General features: G+C 49.4%; 18 protein-coding genes and 1 tRNA gene. 9 read left to right on the top strand and 10 right to left on the bottom strand.

Annotated features, from left to right (window positions below):
• Window positions 1–40: 40 nt before the first annotated feature.
• Window positions 41–1,297, bottom strand: coding sequence for a diaminopimelate decarboxylase (gene lysA, locus LQ777_RS19235; RefSeq protein ID WP_232559562.1), 1,257 nt, complete (start codon window positions 1,295–1,297; stop codon window positions 41–43).
• A 51-nt stretch (window positions 1,298–1,348) separates the two neighbouring features.
• On the opposite strand from lysA, the gene LQ777_RS19230 reads away from it, so the two are divergent.
• The 3 genes from LQ777_RS19230 (at window position 1,349) to LQ777_RS19220 (ending at window position 3,990) form a co-directional block, all read left to right on the top strand.
• Complete coding sequence (locus LQ777_RS19230; RefSeq protein ID WP_232559561.1) at window positions 1,349–1,534, top strand: hypothetical protein; 186 nt, start codon at window positions 1,349–1,351, stop codon at window positions 1,532–1,534.
• A gap of 295 nt (window positions 1,535–1,829) precedes the next feature.
• Window positions 1,830–2,555: a 6-phosphogluconolactonase gene (locus LQ777_RS19225; RefSeq protein WP_232559560.1), complete on the top strand. Its 726-nt coding sequence runs from the start codon at window positions 1,830–1,832 to the stop codon at window positions 2,553–2,555.
• A gap of 115 nt (window positions 2,556–2,670) precedes the next feature.
• Window positions 2,671–3,990, top strand: a complete 1,320-nt coding sequence (locus LQ777_RS19220) for an NCS2 family permease (RefSeq protein ID WP_232559559.1) — start codon at window positions 2,671–2,673, stop codon at window positions 3,988–3,990.
• A 75-nt stretch (window positions 3,991–4,065) separates the two neighbouring features.
• On the opposite strand, the gene LQ777_RS19215 is transcribed toward LQ777_RS19220, so the two are convergent.
• The 5 genes from LQ777_RS19215 to LQ777_RS19195 all read right to left on the bottom strand — a co-directional run bounded on the left by LQ777_RS19215 (window position 4,066) and on the right by LQ777_RS19195 (window position 7,134).
• Window positions 4,066–4,497 carry a BrxA/BrxB family bacilliredoxin gene (locus tag LQ777_RS19215; protein ID WP_232559558.1) on the bottom strand — a complete coding sequence of 144 codons (432 nt, stop codon included), beginning with the start codon at window positions 4,495–4,497 and terminating at the stop codon, window positions 4,066–4,068.
• 51 nt (window positions 4,498–4,548) lie between these two features.
• Entirely contained in the window at window positions 4,549–4,860 is a 312-nt protein-coding gene (locus LQ777_RS19210) for a DUF59 domain-containing protein (RefSeq protein WP_232559557.1), read from the bottom strand.
• Between the two features lie 44 nt (window positions 4,861–4,904).
• Window positions 4,905–5,333: a SufE family protein gene (locus tag LQ777_RS19205; RefSeq protein WP_232559556.1), complete on the bottom strand. Its 429-nt coding sequence runs from the start codon at window positions 5,331–5,333 to the stop codon at window positions 4,905–4,907.
• A gap of 4 nt (window positions 5,334–5,337) precedes the next feature.
• Window positions 5,338–6,576 carry a cysteine desulfurase gene (locus LQ777_RS19200; protein ID WP_232559555.1) on the bottom strand — a complete coding sequence of 413 codons (1,239 nt, stop codon included), beginning with the start codon at window positions 6,574–6,576 and terminating at the stop codon, window positions 5,338–5,340.
• Window positions 6,577–6,750: 174 nt separating this feature from the next.
• A complete protein-coding gene (locus LQ777_RS19195; RefSeq protein WP_232559554.1) occupies window positions 6,751–7,134 on the bottom strand; it encodes a DUF4870 domain-containing protein in 384 nt (127 codons plus the stop codon).
• Between the two features lie 80 nt (window positions 7,135–7,214).
• Between LQ777_RS19195 and LQ777_RS19190 the strand changes: the two genes are divergently transcribed.
• The 3 genes from LQ777_RS19190 (at window position 7,215) to LQ777_RS19180 (ending at window position 9,216) form a co-directional block, all read left to right on the top strand.
• On the top strand, window positions 7,215–7,799 hold the full coding sequence (locus LQ777_RS19190) for a Crp/Fnr family transcriptional regulator (RefSeq protein ID WP_232559553.1): 585 nt from the start codon (window positions 7,215–7,217) through the stop codon (window positions 7,797–7,799).
• 69 nt (window positions 7,800–7,868) lie between these two features.
• On the top strand, window positions 7,869–8,588 hold the full coding sequence (locus LQ777_RS19185) for a sterol desaturase family protein (RefSeq protein WP_232559552.1): 720 nt from the start codon (window positions 7,869–7,871) through the stop codon (window positions 8,586–8,588).
• 385 nt (window positions 8,589–8,973) lie between these two features.
• Window positions 8,974–9,216: a TraR/DksA family transcriptional regulator gene (locus LQ777_RS19180; RefSeq protein WP_232559551.1), complete on the top strand. Its 243-nt coding sequence runs from the start codon at window positions 8,974–8,976 to the stop codon at window positions 9,214–9,216.
• 158 nt (window positions 9,217–9,374) lie between these two features.
• Here the strand turns inward: LQ777_RS19180 and LQ777_RS19175 are convergent, their stop codons facing one another.
• The 4 genes from LQ777_RS19175 to LQ777_RS19160 all read right to left on the bottom strand — a co-directional run bounded on the left by LQ777_RS19175 (window position 9,375) and on the right by LQ777_RS19160 (window position 15,466).
• A complete protein-coding gene (locus LQ777_RS19175) occupies window positions 9,375–12,827 on the bottom strand; it encodes a pyruvate carboxylase (protein WP_232559550.1) in 3,453 nt (1,150 codons plus the stop codon).
• Window positions 12,828–12,980: 153 nt separating this feature from the next.
• The gene (locus tag LQ777_RS19170; RefSeq protein WP_232559549.1) at window positions 12,981–13,784 is read right to left on the bottom strand and encodes a bacteriorhodopsin; all 804 of its coding nucleotides are present in this window, start codon (window positions 13,782–13,784) and stop codon (window positions 12,981–12,983) included.
• A 77-nt stretch (window positions 13,785–13,861) separates the two neighbouring features.
• Window positions 13,862–14,527, bottom strand: a complete 666-nt coding sequence (locus LQ777_RS19165; RefSeq protein ID WP_232559548.1) for a DUF305 domain-containing protein — start codon at window positions 14,525–14,527, stop codon at window positions 13,862–13,864.
• Between the two features lie 138 nt (window positions 14,528–14,665).
• On the bottom strand, window positions 14,666–15,466 hold the full coding sequence (locus LQ777_RS19160) for a Nif3-like dinuclear metal center hexameric protein (protein ID WP_232559547.1): 801 nt from the start codon (window positions 15,464–15,466) through the stop codon (window positions 14,666–14,668).
• Between the two features lie 349 nt (window positions 15,467–15,815).
• Between LQ777_RS19160 and LQ777_RS19155 the strand changes: the two genes are divergently transcribed.
• The 3 genes from LQ777_RS19155 (at window position 15,816) to LQ777_RS19145 (ending at window position 18,799) form a co-directional block, all read left to right on the top strand.
• A complete protein-coding gene (locus LQ777_RS19155; RefSeq protein ID WP_232559546.1) occupies window positions 15,816–17,201 on the top strand; it encodes an MATE family efflux transporter in 1,386 nt (461 codons plus the stop codon).
• Between the two features lie 184 nt (window positions 17,202–17,385).
• Window positions 17,386–18,669: a GTPase HflX gene (gene hflX, locus LQ777_RS19150; RefSeq protein ID WP_232559545.1), complete on the top strand. Its 1,284-nt coding sequence runs from the start codon at window positions 17,386–17,388 to the stop codon at window positions 18,667–18,669.
• 58 nt (window positions 18,670–18,727) lie between these two features.
• Window positions 18,728–18,799: transfer RNA gene (locus tag LQ777_RS19145), tRNA-Arg, on the top strand.
• The last annotated feature ends 168 nt before the right edge of the window (window positions 18,800–18,967 follow it).

Raw genomic sequence — 18,967 nt, 5'->3', positions numbered from 1 at the left:
TGAACCATACAGATGCTCCGTGAAACGCTATAAACGGTATTTATTGCTCTATTACTTCCGAATTTAACACAGGAACATCAACCTGTCCGCGCAGCAAATCGTCGAATGTCTCGCGCTGGCGAATCAAATAAGGAGTTCCGTCATAAACCAGTACTTCGGCTGGCCGAAAGCGGGCGTTGTAATTCGAAGCCATGCTAAAGCCGTAAGCACCGGCATTTTCGAATGACAACACGTCGCCGGGGCGAACTTCAGGGAGTGGTCGGTCGGTAGCGAACGTATCTGTCTCGCAGATATACCCAACGACGTTATACGTCTTTTCGGCTCCTAGTGGGTTCGAAACATTTTTGATGTCGTGATAAGCGTCGTACATCATGGGCCGAATCAGGTGGTTCAGACCGGAATCGACGGCTGCGAACGTCCGTGATGGGTTTTCTTTGACAAGATTAGTCCGTACCAGCAAATGCCCGCATTCGCTGACCAGAAACTTGCCCGGTTCAAACCACAGCTCCAATTCCCGACCGTATTGCTGACAAAAGCGCTGAAACGTTTCCGAAACCTTCTGGCCCAGATCGGCAATGTCTGTAACATGATCGCCTTCCTTGTAGGCCACTTTGAAGCCGCTACCAAAGTCGATGAACGTCAGGTCTGGATAATCGCTCGCTAAGTCGAATAAGATCTCGGCTCCCCGCAGAAACGCGTTGGCATTCTTGAAATCCGATCCGGTATGAACGTGCAGGCCGGTGACGGACAGGTGATACTGCTCAACGAGTGCCCGGATTTCAGGCCGTTGCAGAATCGAGATGCCGAACTTGGAATCAGCATGGCCGGTCGAAATCTTGATGTTGCCTCCCTCGGCAATATGCGGATTGATGCGGATACTGACGGGCACGGTACTGCCATACGTTTTACCGACCCATTCCAGCAACGGCAAGCTATCGACGTTGAGCTGCAAACCCAGCTCAACCGCTTCGCGAATTTCCTCAAACGACACACCACTGGGCGTAAACATAATCTGGCCCGGCTCGAAACCTGCCAGCAAACCCATGCGTGCTTCGTTGACCGACACGGAATCCATCTCAACGCCTTGTTGGCGCATTAGCTTCAGGATCGACAGATTCGTCAGGGCTTTGGCCGCATACTTTATTTTTAAGTTAACCCCGGAAAATGACGACCGAAGTAAGCTTATTTTTTCGATAATTTTGTTAGCATCGTATACGTACAAAGGCAAGCCGAATTGGTCGGCAATGGCCAGTACATCAACGCCCTGAATCTGATAGTTGCGGTCTTTTAATTGCATGGTTTTCGTAAACGAACCGCAAAATTACGCCATCTTTCTACTATGTACAACATGCGGCACCTACTCTTGTGGATACTGTTTGTCAACCCGTTGGTAATGGTCGGGTCGTCGGCGCAGGCATCTACGCCCGGTAATAAACGTTTAGCCAGTTTAATCAGTAATTATTCCGGTAGACAAGCGTCTTTTATCGACCACCTGCTCACCGCACGGGTGGACCTCGGCAACGAACACGCGTAAGCTCCGGCAGCAAAGGGCAGAACGGTGAGCCTGCCCTCCCCGAACCCGTATCAAATCCCAAGCCGGTAGCCATAACTGATGGGCCAATGGGCTTTGGGTTCCGGCGAAAGAAACTCCTTATTCGTCAGCGCGACCGGCATTGACCCGCTTCTTAATGACCCGCTATTTCCAACGGATACGGCTTGTAGCCAATGCGTTGAAATAAACGAGTTGATTCAGGATTTAGGCTATCAGGCAGGGTAGGCTGACGCGAAAAAATGCTTTGGCGTCTAAAGAGAATGTCCTGGACCCGTTTATGAATCTTCAAAAATTTCCTGATTACAATACGCTCTCACAGCGGACCGCCGAACAGATGGCTGCTGTCATTAATCGTAAGCCCGACGCATTACTTTGTGTGGCATCGGGCGACACACCCACTGAAACCTATCGCCGGTTTGTAGCGCTGGTTCAGGCCGGAAAAGTCGATATCAGCCGATGCTCTTTTGTTGGTCTTGATGAATGGGTTGGCTTTGGGCCGGAAGATGTCGGAAGTTGCTCCCATTCGCTATACCGCGATTTGTTCACTCCCTTAAACCTTCGACCCGATCTAATTTACGTTTTCAACGCCAAATCGACTGACTTACAAGCTGAATGCACTCGCATCGATGCCGTCATTCGGAAGTGGGGTGGGCTGGATCTGCTGCTCGTTGGGATGGGTATGAACGGTCATATCGCACTAAACGAACCCGGTACGCCCTTCAATCTCGGTTGTCACGTTGCCGAACTGGCCGAAAGCACAAAGACCGTTGGACAAAAATATTTCGATCAAGAAACCCAACTGACTAAAGGTATTACGACTGGTCTCCGTCATCTGGCCGAAGCGCGCGCGGTTATTCTAATCGTTAGCGGTGAAAAAAAAGCACCCATGCTGCGTCAGGCATTGACCGGACCCATTACGGAAGAAGTTCCGGCCAGCATTGTTCAGACGCGGACGGATGCGTGCGTTTGGGTCGATGAAGACGCCGGGCGTTTGCTGGTGTAGGTAAACGGCGGGGTGGACAGGAGCGGGCCCAATCGTGCGGTCCGCGTTGTGGGATGGGTTGGCATTGTTCGTTATTCGTTGTATGTTCAGCAACGAATGACAACCTGTGCATCCTATGACAATTGATACGTCTGCTTCATCCTCCCGCCGTACCGAAGTGCTGGCCGGTATATCAACCTTTTTGGCAACGATGTATATCATCGTTGTTAACCCATCCATCCTGAGTCAGGCCGGTTTGCCGTTTAGTGGTGTGCTGACGGCTACTATATTGCTTTCTTTTTTTTGTAGCCTGATGATGGGGCTTTACGCCCGGAATCCGATTGTGGTAGCGCCGGGTATGGGCCTCAACGCATTCTTTACGTTCACAGCGGTCAAAGGAATGGGCATCCAGCCTGAAGTTGCGCTGGGGGCTGTTTTTTGGGCGGGTATCCTGTTCCTGATTATGTCGCTGCTCAATGTCCGGTCAGCGATTGTCCATATTATTCCGTTACCCATCCGATACGCCGTTTCGGCAGGAATCGGTCTATTCATCACGCTGATTGGCTTCGAGAATGCCCGGTTCATTATCGCCAACCCGGCTACGTTGGTCGGTATTGCTCACTTGACCGATCCGATTGTCTTGACGTTTATCGTTGGCTTGTTACTGACAAGCGTGTTGGTTGTGCGTGACGTACCGGGTGGCATTATTATCGGCATCATCGTTACGACCCTGGCGGCATGGCCCATTGGTCGGTACTGGGGCGATGCATCGGCCATTAATTTCGGGCAAAAAACGCTGGTCAATTTTCAGGGCGTGTGGGCTGCGCCGGACTTTTCGTTGCTGGGAAAACTGGACCTAAAAAACTCACTGACTTGGTCGTTATGGCCGATTATTTTTGCTTTTGCCTTTACGGATCTGTTCGACAGCCTATCTACGTTCGTGGGGGTTGCCGAAGCGGGTGGTTTACAGGATGAGAACGGCCAACCCCGAAATTTGAACCGCTCCTTGCTGACCGATGCCGTGTCAACAACGCTGGCGGGGATAGTTGGCACCAGTCCTGGTACGGCTTATATCGAATCAGCGGTGGGTATCGCGCAGGGAGGTCGCACCGGGCTAACGGCCATTGTAGCGGGCAGTTGTTTTCTGCCCTTTCTGTTCCTATCACCGTTGTTGTCCGTTATTCCATCCATTGCAACGGCTCCGGCGCTGGTCTTGGTTGGGGCTTTTATGATGAAGCCGGTTGTTCGCATCGACTGGGGACAGTTGGACGACGCTCTGCCTGCTTTTCTGGCGCTAGTGCTGATTCCGTTTAGTTATTCGATCACGCAGGGGCTGGTCTGGGGCTTTCTGTCGTGGACAGTTATCAAATTAGCCGTTGGGAAAAGTCGGGAGGTGCCGATCGGGTTACTGATTGTGGATGCGTTTTGTATACTAGCGCTGATTGCAGGGCATTAGCCATAAACGAGTTTGGCCCGTACGGATCAACGGTTGCGCTGATCCGTACGGGCCAAACTAATTAAACCGATCGACTTAGGCGTTAGCTGGGGTGCAGAACTCTTCCAGTGCCATTTCGAGGTGTTGAGCAATCATCTGCGCCGAACGACCTTCGATGTGGTGCCGCTCGATGAAATGGACTAACTCACCATCTTTGAAAATGCCGATTGCTGGCGACGATGGAGGATAGGGTAGCAGGAACTCCCGCATCTGAGCCGTAGCTTCTAAATCGCCACCGGCAAAAACCGTTACCATTTTGTCTGGCTTGACAGGGCTAGCCGCTAATGCTGCCTTAACACCCGGACGAGCCGCACCCGCTGCGCAGCCACAAACCGAATTGACAACAACCAGTGTTGTGCCCTGGGCATTTTCCATGGTGTTTACCACGTCTTCAGCAGTGGTCAACTCTTCGAACCCAACGCTCGTCAGGTCTTCCCGCATTGGGATAAGCAAATGTGGAGGATACATGATTTAAAGTTGAAAAAGTTTATTGTATACAGTTTTTAGTTCGGACCGAGCTTACATGAAGCCTAACTCTAGCTTAGCCACTTCTGACATCAGTTCAGTCGAATAGGGAGGGTCGAAGGTTAATTCGACGCTTACATCGTTAACGCCTTCGATGGCCCGCACTTTCTCTTCGATTTCGGCTGGAATCGAACCCGCTGATGGGCAGGAGGGCGAGGTCAGTGTCATCAAAATATAAACGTTATTGACCGGAAATATTTTGATGTCGTAAATAAGTCCCAGTTCGTACACGTCAACCGGGATTTCGGGGTCATACACGCCTTTCAGCGCTAGTATGACCTGTTCTTTGAGTTCTTCGTCCGTCATTGTCAAAAGACGTTAGCGCGTAAAGTTATAATCTTCGAATTAGTTTAAGCTACCTGACCCGCGTAAGAGCGGCCATACGCTTTCATGCGTTCGATCATAGACGCCAGACCACCCGCCCGGAGTGAGGTGATCAGGTTACCCATGCCGACCCTTGGAATAAAGTAAAGATCGGCATTGGCAATGTCTTCCGGTTTTTCGCCCGACAATACACGAATCAGCAAGCCAACCAATCCTTTCGAAATCTGAGCGGTTTGTTCACTGTCGCCGTAGAAGTACAGCCGATCACCTTTCAATTCGGCGTCAACCCATACCTTCGACTGACAACCCATGATTCGGTTCTCGTCAATTTTTTTGCTTTCGGGCATGGGAGGCAGCTTTTTGCCCAGATCAATGATGTATTGAGTCTTGTCGAGCTGATCGTCAAATAGATCAAACTCGTCAATAATTTCGTCCTGCTTTTCGTTGATTGTCATGCTATTATAACATCATTTTCTGGACCCGACGCAAGCCTTGCACGAGCCGGTCAACCTCATCTCTGGTGTTATAAACCGCAAACGACGCCCGCGTAGTTCCGGCTATACCGAAACGTTGCATCAGAGGCTGCGTGCAGTGGTGACCCGTCCGGACGGCAATGCCCTGCTGGTCCAGAATGACGCCCGTATCCTGGTGGTGAATCCCATCCATCACGAAGGATATAACGCCAATTTTGTGCTTCGCCTGACCGATGATGCGCAGACCGTCAAGTTCTGTCAACTGCTCGGTTGCGTACTGAAGCAAATCGTTTTCGTGCGCGGCAATATTTTCTTTCCCCAAGCCAGCCATGTATTCGAACGCGGCTTTCACCGCAACAACATCGGCTATATTGGGCGTACCCGCTTCGAATTTATAAGGAATCTCATTGTAAGTCGTCTTGGCGAACGTGACTTCCTTGATCATTTCGCCCCCGCCCCGATAAGGCGGCATGGCATCGAGAATCTCTTTTTTGCCGTACAAAACGCCCATGCCCGTCGGACCGTACAGCTTGTGCGCCGAAAGAACGTAAAAATCAGCGTCGAGCGCCTGCACATCGATGTCGAGGTGAGAACTAGCCTGAGCACCGTCGATTAACACAACGGCACCAACTTCGTGGGCTTTATCAATAATCGTTTTTACCGGGTTGATCGTACCTAATGAATTCGATACGTGTACGCAGGAAACGAATTTCGTCCGTTCTGACAGCAGTTTTTCGTACTCATCAATCAGGAGTTCGCCGTTGTCGTCGACCGGAATGACTTTGAGTACGCAACCTTTCTCTTCGCAGAGCATTTGCCAGGGAACAATGTTGGAATGGTGTTCCATGGTCGAGATAATGATCTCGTCGCCCTCCTTCAAAAACCGGCGTCCGTAGGTCTGTGCTACCAGATTGATACCATCGGTAGTACCGTAGGTAAAGATAATTTCCTGCCAGTGTTTCGCGTTCAGAAACTCCTGAACGGCCCGGCGGGAGGCTTCAAAAGCAGCTGTAGCCTGCTCGGCCAGGTGGTGAATACCCCGGTGAATATTGGCGTTGTATCCTTCGTAATAGCGCGTTAGGGCATGAATCACCGCCAGCGGCTTCTGATTGGTAGCCGCATTGTCGAGATAAACCAATGGCCGACCGTTAACCTGCTGATCGAGCACCGGAAAGTCCCGGCGAATTTGTTGAATATCAAGAGTAGTTTCTATAGCCGATTGCATGGGATAGGCGCAATAATTCAGGTGAGTAGATCACAACTCAATAGGGAGTCATAGTGAAAACGCAAATAAAGGGTGATTAGGTTCGGGAACAGCCTCTTAGAATTGGATATCGTGTTGGAGCATTTATGCAGAATAGGTTTACTCTACGCCCTGCCAAGCAGCCATAGGAAACACTTATTTGATAAAGCGGATTGTTAGGGGATATCGGTAGTATTCACCATTATTCGCTTTAATAGCGGCAATCAGCGTAAAAATAAGCCATACGGCTCCTACCAGCCAGATCAGGAATATACCGATCAGAAGGAACACCAAAATAACCGATATAGCCGCAGCCAAGGCCATCGTTATGTTAAAGTTGACGGCTTCTTTACCGTGGAAGTCGACAAAGGCAGATTTTTCTTTCTGAATCCGCCAGATCACCAGCGGAAGCACAATGCTACCGATTACAACAAGGGAGCCAGGCAGAGCGCTTAGATGAGTAAGCATGGCCCACAACCGGGCGTCGGACTCACTAAACGGTACGGGCGATAAAGGCGGAGTTGGGGGGCGGTTTTCCATGACGCAACATGATTTATTTCGGATTGATGATCTGAGCTAAATTTTTGACTGAAAGCGTGTTATCGCAATCAACTAACCGAATGGAGCAACTGTTTTCTTTTATTCAGACCATCCAGCCACTCTCCGATTCCTTACGAATGGCGTTGGCCTCGATGCTTCGACGGGAAGAACTTCCCCGCAAACATTGGCTGCTTCAACCGGGTCAGGTATCAGATCGTCTTTACTTTATCGAACGGGGTGTTGTTAGAGAATACTATTTAAAAGCCGCTTCCTTGCAAAGGGATGGGCGTGAGGTAACGTCCTGGTTCATGCGGGAGGGCGACTTCATCGTATCAATTGTGAGCTTTTATACGCGTCAGCCGGCCCGCGAATACGTCGAGCTGTTGGAGGACAGTATTTTGTGGTCTATCTCGTACGCACAACTTCAACAGCTTTATCGTGATTTTCCGGAGTTCAACAGCGTCGGTAGGCTGATCACCGAACGATACTACGTGCAGAGCGAACTACGCACCCAAAACCTGCGAATGCAAACCGCCCCTGAACGTTACGGGCAATTGCTGACAGACTTTCCGGCTATTTTTCAGCGTGTTCCGCTTAAATACATCGCGTCACACCTTGGTATTTCGCCCGAAACGCTAAGTCGTCTACGAGCCCGCCGAAATTGATATTTATCAATGTTTAGCGGTAAAGGATCGTGTTGCTTTGGGGATCAATTTACTAAACCTCAATGCGCTATGCTACCGATTATCTTTGCCGTTTTCGCTTTTTGTTTCATCCTCGAACGTTTGATTCCGGGCTGGAAACTGCCTGCCGTTCCGACCTGGACGATTCGCGTGTTGGCCATCAATTTTGTGCAATTGGTTGTCGTCGTGGTTGCTGGATTTACGTGGGAGAAATGGCTGTCGGCTTACTCAGTTCTGCATCTTTCCGACTACGTTAACAACGTTGGTGGTGGGATAATAGCGTACGTTATTGCCACGTTTGTCTTCTATTGGTGGCACCGTTGGCGGCACACAGTCGATTTTCTGTGGACGCACTTTCATCAGATTCACCACAGTCCGCAGCGGCTGGAAGTCATCACCTCGTTTTACAAACATCCGCTCGAAATGACCGTCAATTCCATTATTGGCAGTTTACTGGTTTATACACTGCTCGGATTGAGTGCCGAAGCCGGGGCCATTTATACGCTCTGTACGGCGCTGGGCGAGTTTTTTTACCACACTAACGTGAAGACGCCCCAATGGATTGGCTATATTTTTCAGCGGCCCGAAATGCACCGAATTCATCACGAATACGAGAAACACACCAGCAACTACGGCGACATTGTCTGGTGGGACATGTTCTTCGGAACCTATCAGAATCCTAAAGAATTTAAATCGACCTGTGGTTTCGATGAAGAAAAAGAACTGCGGCTAGGTGATATGCTTCAGTTCAAAGACGTTCATCGGGAATGAGAAATAGAAGTTCGTGGTGTCGGTTTCTCAAAACCGACCCTTGGCGTCAGCAATTTGTGTCGGTTTTTTGAACCGGGCGGCCGGCCCCGCCGACACCACTTAGAAGGACATCAGATTGGAGCAAATTCAACATTCCGGACAATACTGTTTTGAGAAACCGACACCACGAGCGCAACCGCTGATACAAGCCGTATTAATCTGGGTGAAATCATCCTGCGTGATCAAGTTGTACCCTATTTTAAGCGATAAAAAGGTATCTAACCAGTACTGATTGTTTTTAGATTAAAGTACTGGTTAACAGATGGTTGATTATGGAAGTAAATGAGAATCTGCGGCACTATCTAGCCTCGTTTGGGGTTATATAGATAGCTAACCAATCAACGTTATGTACTGTATCAAATGTGGTAATCTCATCCCAGAAGCGCGGCTCAAAGCCCTTCCAACGGCTAAGACGTGTGTGCACTGTTCGCAGGCTCAGCGAGTCGCTGGATTTCCGCTTATTACGGGTAAGACAGAGTATTCGGCCATTCAGATCATGTCGCAGGCCGATGCCCAGCAGTTGCATAAGATGGGAGCCAGACGCGGTACGGGTGCCTCCACGTACATGAAGCGGGAGAAACGGACCTAGTTCCGCTTGTCTCACGCATGCCAACACGCGTACCTCGACCTTGGCAGGTTATTCCTATACATGAATCAGCGGAGGGTGGTGTCGGTTGTGGTGTCAGATATTCGTACCTGACACCACAACCGACACCACCCTCCGCTGATAAAAAGTAAAAGGCAGGTTTAGGCCAGTTCAACAACCCAGTCGTCTTGCTCGACTACAATACCTTCTTTTAGCACAATCTTACTGATTTTACCAGCTTTAGGCGCGGCTACGATACTTTCCATCTTCATCGCTTCGATCACGAAAAGTGGTTGGTTTTTCTTTACCTCATCACCTTCCTTCACCAAAATTCGGGTTAACCGACCTTGCAACGGAGCGCCAACATCACCTTCTTTGCCAACCTTGGCGTTCATCGCCTTTTCAACCTTCGATGATTTATCCCGAACCTGAACCTGGCGGCTCTGACCGTTCAACTCGAAGGTAATCGTGCGCATCCCAAACTCATCGGGTTCGGACTTGAACAGCAGTCGGACGAGGATGTTTTTCCCTTCTTCAATGTTGATCAGAATCTCTTCGTTTTCCTTTAGTCCGTAAAAGAAGGCCGGAGTCGGAATGATGCTTACATCGCCGTATTGTTCGTTGGCTTTGTAATATTCATCGTACACCTTCGCATACATCTGGTAGGAGAGGTAGTCCTCAAAACCGCTGTTATGCGGGTATTTTTTCTGAAACTCCGCGAAGTCAGCGTCGAAGTCGATGGGTTTGAGGTGTTCGTTTGGACGGCCAGTGATCGGCTCTTCGCCTTTAAGAATTACTTGCTGAACGTCTTCGGGAAATCCACCGACGGGCTGTCCTAAAATGCCTTTCATCAGCTCTTTGACCGATTCCGGGAACGACAGCGAATCTCCTTTTTTGAGAACATCGTCCGCTGTTAAGTTGTTGGCAGTCATGAAGATGGCCATATCGCCTACGACTTTCGATGAAGGCGTTACTTTGACGATGTCACCGAACAGCTGATTGGCGACGGAGTAGTTTTTCTTGAGCGTTTCGAATTTGTCACCCAAACCCGTAGCAATCGCCTGAGGTCTCAAGTTTGAGTACTGTCCACCCGGAATCTCGTTGTCGTAGACCTCCGCGCTGCCCGCTTTCATACCCGATTCAAACGGATAGTAATATTCACGAACGTCTTCCCAATAGTTCGAATAAGCGTTCAATGAAGCCAGATTTGAGGGGCATTCCCGCTCGTGTCCCTGCATCATGGCGACAACCGAGTTGAAGTTCGGTTGCGAAGTCAGACCCGACAACGCACCGAGGGCACAGTCAACGATGTCAACACCCGCGTCGATGGCTTTGAGATACGTAGCGGCCTGAATCCCTGCCGTATCGTGCGTATGCAGATGAACTGGGATACTTACGGCTTGCTTCAACTCACGAACCAGCACGTCAGCCGCTAACGGTTTCAGCAGACCGGCCATGTCTTTGATGGCGAGCATGTGCGCGCCTTCATCTTCGAGCTGGCGGGCTAAATCCAGGTAGTATTGAAGGTTATACTTCTTGTGCTTGTTGGGATCAAGCATATCGCCTGTATAGCAGATAGCCGCTTCACAGATCGCATCAGTCCGTTCGCGAACAGCCCGCATACTGACTTTCATCGCTTCGACCCAGTTGAGCGAGTCGAAAATACGAAAAACATCAATGCCTGTTTCCCATGATTTTTCAACGAATTTTTCGATTAGGTTGTCCGGGTAAGCAGAATAGCCAACGGCGTTGGAGCCACGGAATAGCATTTGTAGCAGCATGTTTGGCATGGCTTCGCGCAGAGCGGCCAACCGCTTCCAGGGACTCTCGTAGAGGAATCGCATGGCCACGTCAAACGTAGCGCCCCCCCAAACTTCCATCGAAAACAGTTCAGGATGACTTTTCGCAAATCCTTCGGCTACTTTTTGCAAATCCTGCGTCCGAACGCGCGTAGCCAGCAATGACTGGTGTCCATCGCGGAAGGTCGTATCGGTATACAGAACGCACTTCTGATCGAGTACCCACTTCGAGAAATCGTCGCGTCCTAGCTCCTTCATCCGGTCACGGCTACCATTGGGGAAAGGAGCATACTGGTCAAATGTCGGTACAACAGGCGTTCTGAATACTTTGGAGTCGTCCTTTTTTTTGACTTCCGGATTACCGTTTACGATCACATCGGCGAGGTAGTTGAGAACCCGTGTCGAACGATCCTGCGGTTTACGAAAGTTAAACAGTTCGGGGTGACTTTCAATAAATGATACCCTGGCTTCACCCCGTTGAAAAATGGGATGGCTCATGACATTCAGCAAGAAGCCGATGTTCGTTTTAACGCCCCGAATCCGGAATTCCAGCAGTGCCCGCGTCAGCCGTTGGGTAGCTCCCTTGAGCGTCCGTCCCCGCGCTGATACCTTCACGATCATCGAATCGAAGTAAGGCGAGATTTTCATCCCCGCGTAGCTGCTGCCTTCGTCAAGGCGAATACCAAAACCAGCGGCATTCCGGTACGCGATGATTGTTCCAAAATCAGGCTTGAAGCCGTTGGTTGGATCTTCGGTCGTGATACGGCACTGAATAGCGAAGCCGTTGAGCGGAATTTCGTCCTGGTGGTGAATGTAAATCCCGTTGTCGGACAGCTTATAGCCCATCGCAATCAGAAGCTGGGTTCTGACGATGTCGATACCCGTTACTTCTTCCGTTATGGTATGCTCAACCTGAATCCGGGGGTTAACTTCGATAAAGTAGATATTCTCGTTTTTATCGACCAAAAACTCCACTGTGCCTGCGTTGGAATAATTAACGGCTCGACCCAACTGAATCGCGTAGTCATAAAGCTTTTGCTTTGTTTCCTGACGCAGCCCGAACGAGGGAGCTACCTCGACAACCTTCTGAAACCGCCGTTGTACCGAACAGTCACGTTCGTACAGGTGGACGATGTTGCCATGCTGATCCCCAAGGAGCTGAACTTCAATGTGTTTTGGGTCTTCAATGAATTTTTCGAGAAAGATAGTATCGTCCCCAAAGGCATTCCGGGCTTCGTTTTTTGCTTCGGTAAATGCTTTTTCAAACTCTTCGGCCTGACGCACCACCCGCATCCCGCGTCCACCGCCCCCGGCAGCGGCTTTTACCATGATTGGAAAGCCAATTCGCTCGGCCTCGGACAAGGCAAATTCGGGTGTCATGTTTTCTTCCCGTGAGTCGGGAATAAGCGGAACGCCTGCCTTGGTTGCCAGATTTTTGGCCCGAACCTTGTCACCCAGCGCGTCCATCGCTTCGGGCGATGGTCCAACAAAGATGATGTCGTCTTCGCGGCAACGCCGGGCTAGTTTTACGTTTTCAGACAAAAAACCATAGCCTGGGTGGATGGCATCGATCTTATGATGTTTGGCCAGCAGAATAATGCCTTCGACATCAAGATAAGGCTTCAATGGATCCTCGTCGCGGCCGATCTGGTAAGCTTCGTCGGCTTTGTAACGATGGAGTGAATAACGGTCTTCGTAAGTGTAAACGGCAACAGTCGTGATGCCTAACTCGGTAGCGGCCCGCATGATACGGATTGCAATTTCACCGCGGTTGGCGACTAACAGACGTTTGATGGGACGGATGTATTCCTTCATAATTCTCAACAAAAACAGCTTCAGGCTATGCAATTGTCAAATGACAAAGCAAGATTGTTGAAAATTCTGGAAAACCAGCCATTCCCAATAGGATTATCAGATAAGATGGACTTTTCAGGAACAGAATCGATTGGTTGCAATCTATTAGGAGAATCAATGCGGAGCGTACTTGATCGTTTCTCGGCCAGCCCAGTACGCCACTAAGCCCACACCCACTTTATTGATAAAGTCGGCTATGGAAAAGGTGATGTGAATCCAGTTTGTATCAATTGCAAAGACGGTCAGAATATAACCAATTGGATAAACGCCCCAGAACGTAACGGTAGTTAATGCCATTAATCGATAAGCCTGCTGTTCTTTAGGTAAAGCACGATCTGCGTATTGTTTCCAAAGCTTGTACAGCGTAAACGGAATGATGATGTAACCCACCGTTGAAACCGCTCCCCAGATGAGTTTGGGGCCAGTCAAGACTTCGTTGTCAAATCCAACCTGCTGTTCACCGATGTAGCCAGTCAGGATCATAAAGAAATCAGCCAGTAGCATGATCGCTAGTGGACGTTTGATTTCATGCAGCTTAACCCGCAGGAATGATACCATTTTCAGAAGCAGCAACGGCGTTGTCACGGCCCAATCCATGTATCGGTACTGCCCAATGGCGTTGTAGGATTCCCGCATGAGCGTCTGCCGATTGTCCGCATCAGCTAGGGTCGCCAATTCGGCCAGCATATCACGATAATAGGACTGAATGAGAAAGTAGGAGATGCCAGCCACGGCTGCGATGATGGTCGTCAGGGCTTGGGTACTTTTGTGCTTGGGACTAACACTTGTACGCGAGAGTAGGGCAAAGAGGAAATTTCCCAGAAAAGCGTACATGGCCACGACGAGGAAAAAATAGGTGACCATTGGAAGCAATCCAACGACGCCCGCCGTTGGAATGAAAGTATCGAATAGCTTCATAAAAAAAACAGTGCTGCTGAATGATATTAACTCATTCAGCAGCACTATTACAGTTAAAATATTATTAAAAAGCAGACTTAGTTTTGCTTGGGTAGTGCCGCTTTAGCCTGTGTCATTTCAGTTTGTGCTTTCGCAACCAATTTTTGAGCGTAATCTTTCAAGGTAGCGTTTTTGCCGTATTGAAGATAGGTATTGGCCATATCGATAGCATCCTGCCGATGATCAAGCAGCACAGTGACAAAGTTTTTATCAAAATTGCCGGTTAGTTTATCATCCGCGCCACCCTGTTGTAGTTTCAGCGCCATAGCCTGAATGTTCCGGCCCTGTTGCTGGGTAAAAGCCTGATTGGGGCGCGATGGCTTAACTTGTTTCAGTGTTTCGTCCAACAGTGCTGCATCGCTCTGAGCAACCGTCAGTAGGCTCTGTGCCATTTGTTTCAATGACGAGTCAGCACCATTCTGAATTTCCTGCTTCAATAAGTCCTGTTCACCCTGCGTATGAATTTTTGCCTGGAAAGCATAATCGAAATCAGGGTCGCCGGTAGCTTGAAGTTTTTTTAGCTTTTCCATCATTTGCTGCATAGGCAATAGCAGTTGAGCTTTAGACGGATCAGAAGCTGTTCTTGCTGCGCCGGTACTCGTGCTCGTTGTACCGGTAGTTGCCTGAGCGCAGGCGACAAGTGCGCTGCCTGAGAGCGATACGGCCAGCAGCCAAACGAAAATATTGGTATTGAGGGTTTTCATGGTGTAATGAGTTAACAAGTACTTTACGATAGTTAAGGAAGACAGCCAATTTAGCTAGTTAAGGAAGACAGCCAATTTAGCTCGCTTCCTACTTAAGACAAACGAGGCTAAAAATGGTTTAATGTGCTTCGTGTACCCTTAGACAAAATTCTTCGTGGTTGGTAACGCAACTGGTTCGCTGTTGTCTGGAAGCACAACGTTCAGGGTAGGCCAGCGTTCGTGCAGTAAAGCGGCCAGTGCGCGCATACCCCATTCTTCGCTTCGGTAATGTCCGACCGCAATAACCGCCATACCGGTATCATCAACAGCCTTCTGCGCTGGCTTTCTGTATTGACCAGTCAGGTAGAGACTTGCTCCCCGCTCATGGGCTTCACGAACTAAGGCATCATTCATAGCGCCGACCACAGCAATACGACCTATCGTGTGCTGTCCGGTCTGGCAGCGTCCGGCCTCGGCTCGGTCATAACCACCGAACATAGTACTCACTTCACGAAGTACTGCGTCAAACTCCTGCTCAACTCTGTCAAACAGCATACCAATAGCCCGTTTGGGTAATAACTCGCCGGTGTCGGTAGTGTCCTGTTTGTAGCCAAGTGGTTCGGGCGTTCCAAGGCTATTCATCAGATTGGCCAGCAAGGTGTTATAGCCCATCGTCAGTGCTTCGTCGAATGGCAGATGATGGTAAACAATGCCTACATCTGGCGGTAGTTTAGTGCGGTCAAGCTGCCAGGGTCGATGAAGCCACAAGGCATCAAGCTTGTTTTCTTCGAGCCATTTGGGCAACACAGGCCACGGCTCCAGAGCAAGTCCCAGGCGGGAAATAGGTCGGTCAGAGTGGTGGTAAATTCCACCTTGCTCACGCTTTAAGTAGCGATCCGTGGCTAGCTCATTTTGCAAAAAATCGGCTAATTCACGTAAGCTAAGCAGTTGATTGGTCATACCCATTGAACCGGTTCTGTGCGCTGTAAACCAGAGTTTACGGCGTGCCGGCTAAAAATAAATAACAGACTATCAGCTATATAAACTGAGATTTGGGATTCATGTTTATTATTTTATTGAACCGCTTACTCAAACCTGTTTGATTTTTTTGAAAATAAAATTGTAGGTTTGCAGTCCTAAATGCGTCCGCGCTGGCGGTCCAACAAAGCCCATGAAGTTCCTCGGATAAGACCCTACGCGGGTTTCCCTTCTTCACTTATTGCCTGCCGCCCAACTGGGCCGCTATCCCTTTTTCACATCATTCATTTGCGTCGGTAGTCGTCGGACTATACGCCATTCTTCTATTCTAATGACCAGATTCTTTCGGTTATTTCTGGCTGCATTGCGCGGTACAGAAACTAACTTCACATCCGGCAGTATTAATAGGGCTATCTTTCTGCTTTCCGTTCCGATGATCCTGGAAATGGTCATGGAATCGCTGTTTGCCATAGTCGATGTATTTTTTGTGGCGAAAATTGGCACCGAGGCCGTTGCGACAGTAGGCTTAACCGAATCTGTTCTAACGATTGTTTACTCGATTGGCATCGGTCTAAGTACTGCCGCCACCGCATTGGTAGCCCGGCGCATCGGTGAAGAGAATAAAGAAGCGGCCAGTAGAACTGTCGGTCAGGTAGTGTTGCTATCCGTTGCTATGTCGATCGTGTTAGGCATACCTGGCTTTCTGTTGGCTGAACATATTCTACGGCTGATGGGTGGTAACGACCAGCTGATTGCCAATGGGGTAGGCTTTACAAAGATGATTTTCGCCAGTTCGCCAGCGATTATTTTGCTTTATACCCTGAGCGGTTGTCTGCGTGGCGCGGGTGAAGCGTCAGTCGCTATGCGTTCGTTATGGCTGGCAAACGGAGTTAACATTATTCTGTGTCCGGTCTTTATTTTTGGTCTTGGCCCCTTCCCCGAACTTGGCGTTATGGGGTCGGCGGTAGCTACCACAACTGGCCGAACGGTTGGTGTTTTGTACCAGCTTTACGCCTTAACGCGTCCTGGTGGAAACGTGAGGGTCATGCGGACCGATGTGAATCCTGATATGAGCATCATCCGAAACCTGCTTAACCTGGCGGTTGGCGGTACGAGCCAATTTCTGGTTGGGTCAGCAAGCTGGATCTTTCTGACGCGCATTTTATCGGCGTTTGGTAGCGACGTTGTCGCGGGCTACACCATAGCCATCCGGATTATCGTGTTTACCATTCTGCCGTCCTGGGGTTTGGCTAATGCTGCGGCAACGCTGGTTGGACAGAACTTAGGAGCGGGACAGCCTGAGCGAGCTGCGACATCTGCCTGGCGGGCCGCTTTCTGCAACATGCTTTTTCTTGCCGCCGTTGGTATCGGCTTCTTTATCGGAGCTAAGGAAGTTGTTGGTTTGTTCAACCGCGACGTTCGCGTAATGGAGATTGCCGTCGAATGCTTACAGGTCTTTTGCGTAGGCTACGTCTTTATGGCGTACGGGATGGTGTTAAGTCAGGCACTAAACGGCGCAGGTGATACGCGAACGCCAACGCTTATTAACATTGTTTGCTTCTGGATTATCGAAATTCCATTGGCTTATACGCTCGCCACATGGCTGCACTGGGGACCGCCGGGCGTATTCTGGTCTGTGGCGATTAGCGAGTCGCTGCTTGCTCTTATTGCCGTTTGGGTCTTCCGACGTGGTCGTTGGAAAACCGTTCAGCTATAATATGGGTCAGGCAGTTGAGGGTCCAAAAAGTAGAAACTTTTCCAAAAATCAGTCCGTTATTAATTATGAGATGTTGGATAAAAAATGCGAATCTTCGGTAAGAAGCTGTTGATATACCTATTTTCTCGGGAATCGAAAGTAGCTCGCGACGTACGATTATGCGACATCCTCAAACCATTTTATTATGATCGACACACACAAACAACCCGAAACCGCTGTTCTGGTAGCACTGGTCACGCAAAAGCAGACCGGTGACCAGACTAAAGAATATTTGGACGAACTTGCGTTTCTGGCGGAAACGTCGGGTGTCACCACTGTACAGACATTTACGCAGAAACTTGACCGGCCCGACACAAGAACCTTTGTCGGAAAAGGTAAACTAGAGGAAATTCAGACGTTTATCCTCGCCAATCCGGTAGACTCTATAATTTTCGATGATGATTTGACTCCTGCTCAGGTGCGTAACCTGGAAGCCGAGTTTAAAGAAATCAAAGTACTTGACCGTAGCCTGCTCATCCTGAATATTTTCTCGATGCGAGCACAGACTGCTCAGGCACGTGTCCAAGTCGAACTAGCGCAGTATCAGTACCTCTATCCTCGTCTGACTCGCATGTGGACGCACCTTAGCCGTCAGAAAGGCGGAACCGGTATGCGTGGTCCGGGGGAAAAAGAGCTGGAGACTGACCGTCGGATTGTAAAAGACCGTATTGCCTTTCTAAAGGATAAGCTTGCGAAGATTGACAAGCAAAGTGTAACGCGTCGGAAAGAGCGTGACCGGCTTGTGCGGGTGGCTTTGGTCGGGTATACCAACGTCGGTAAATCGACGCTGATGCGTACGATGGCTAAAGCGGAAGTATTTGCCGAGAATAAGCTGTTCGCTACTGTCGATTCAACCGTGCGTAAGGTGACGCTTGGCAACATTCCTTTTCTGCTGACTGATACGGTTGGGTTTATTCGGAAGCTGCCTACCACGCTTATTGAGTCGTTTAAATCAACGCTCGATGAGGTTCGCGAAGCGGATATCCTACTCCATGTTGTCGATGTATCCCATCCTAATTTCGAAGAACAAATAGAGGTTGTTAACACCACGCTTGCCGACATCAAAGCTGCTGACAAACCTATGGTTTTAGTCTTCAACAAAATGGATGAATTCGTGCCAAGAGAGGAGTGGACGGATAAAGTCAACAGAGATGATGACGAAGACATTGATGACGAGCAGAGTCACGAGGAGGTTGTCGTGCCGGTAGCTATGCGGAGAAAAACTGCGTTGGAGTACTTGAAGAAAACTTATCTGACTCAAAAGGCAGACTATGTCGCTTTTATTTCGGCACAGACAGGCGAGAACGTTGGTGAGCTGCGTGAGTTGCTTTATGATTTGGTAAAAGAGAAACATTACCAGATTTATCCGAACTGGGTACACGTTCCACTAAACGAATCGGCTGAATACAGCGACGGTTTGGCAGGTTAACGGATTTTCGTCAATTTTGTAAAAGAAACCGAGCGGTCAGGATGGCCGCTCCTTTTTTGGTCCCGTAGTTCAACGGATAGAATAGACGTTTCCTAAACGTTTGATATGGGTTCGATTCCCGTCGGGACCACAGATTACTCTTAACACGAAGTGAGGCCAAGTACTGGTTGTCGTAGCTTACCCAAGTCGAATCAATAATGTATTGGTTAGACTCGTCAACCAATACACAGTGTGAGTTGGATAAATTTTCGAATAGTCTCTGAGCAATCGGCTCGTCTTCAATAGTGGCGCAACGCAG

The sequence above is a fragment of the Spirosoma oryzicola genome (assembly GCF_021233055.1).
GTDB lineage: Bacteria > Bacteroidota > Bacteroidia > Cytophagales > Spirosomataceae > Spirosoma > Spirosoma oryzicola.
This window is presented reverse-complemented; position numbering and strand designations above follow the sequence as displayed.

Excerpts from the sequence above, each read along its gene's own strand:
- lysA (WP_232559562.1), bottom strand. The coding sequence starts at position 1,297 with ATGCAATTAAAAGACCGCAACTATCAGATTCAGGGCGTTGATGTACTG.
- LQ777_RS19230 (WP_232559561.1), top strand. The coding sequence starts at position 1,349 with ATGCGGCACCTACTCTTGTGGATACTGTTTGTCAACCCGTTGGTAATG.
- LQ777_RS19225 (WP_232559560.1), top strand. The coding sequence starts at position 1,830 with ATGAATCTTCAAAAATTTCCTGATTACAATACGCTCTCACAGCGGACC.
- LQ777_RS19220 (WP_232559559.1), top strand. The coding sequence starts at position 2,671 with ATGACAATTGATACGTCTGCTTCATCCTCCCGCCGTACCGAAGTGCTG.
- LQ777_RS19215 (WP_232559558.1), bottom strand. The coding sequence starts at position 4,497 with ATGTATCCTCCACATTTGCTTATCCCAATGCGGGAAGACCTGACGAGC.
- LQ777_RS19210 (WP_232559557.1), bottom strand. The coding sequence starts at position 4,860 with ATGACGGACGAAGAACTCAAAGAACAGGTCATACTAGCGCTGAAAGGC.
- LQ777_RS19205 (WP_232559556.1), bottom strand. The coding sequence starts at position 5,333 with ATGACAATCAACGAAAAGCAGGACGAAATTATTGACGAGTTTGATCTA.
- LQ777_RS19200 (WP_232559555.1), bottom strand. The coding sequence starts at position 6,576 with ATGCAATCGGCTATAGAAACTACTCTTGATATTCAACAAATTCGCCGG.
- LQ777_RS19195 (WP_232559554.1), bottom strand. The coding sequence starts at position 7,134 with ATGGAAAACCGCCCCCCAACTCCGCCTTTATCGCCCGTACCGTTTAGT.
- LQ777_RS19190 (WP_232559553.1), top strand. The coding sequence starts at position 7,215 with ATGGAGCAACTGTTTTCTTTTATTCAGACCATCCAGCCACTCTCCGAT.
- LQ777_RS19185 (WP_232559552.1), top strand. The coding sequence starts at position 7,869 with ATGCTACCGATTATCTTTGCCGTTTTCGCTTTTTGTTTCATCCTCGAA.
- LQ777_RS19180 (WP_232559551.1), top strand. The coding sequence starts at position 8,974 with ATGTACTGTATCAAATGTGGTAATCTCATCCCAGAAGCGCGGCTCAAA.
- LQ777_RS19175 (WP_232559550.1), bottom strand. The coding sequence starts at position 12,827 with ATGAAGGAATACATCCGTCCCATCAAACGTCTGTTAGTCGCCAACCGC.
- LQ777_RS19170 (WP_232559549.1), bottom strand. The coding sequence starts at position 13,784 with ATGAAGCTATTCGATACTTTCATTCCAACGGCGGGCGTCGTTGGATTG.
- LQ777_RS19165 (WP_232559548.1), bottom strand. The coding sequence starts at position 14,527 with ATGAAAACCCTCAATACCAATATTTTCGTTTGGCTGCTGGCCGTATCG.
- LQ777_RS19160 (WP_232559547.1), bottom strand. The coding sequence starts at position 15,466 with ATGACCAATCAACTGCTTAGCTTACGTGAATTAGCCGATTTTTTGCAA.
- LQ777_RS19155 (WP_232559546.1), top strand. The coding sequence starts at position 15,816 with ATGACCAGATTCTTTCGGTTATTTCTGGCTGCATTGCGCGGTACAGAA.
- hflX (WP_232559545.1), top strand. The coding sequence starts at position 17,386 with ATGATCGACACACACAAACAACCCGAAACCGCTGTTCTGGTAGCACTG.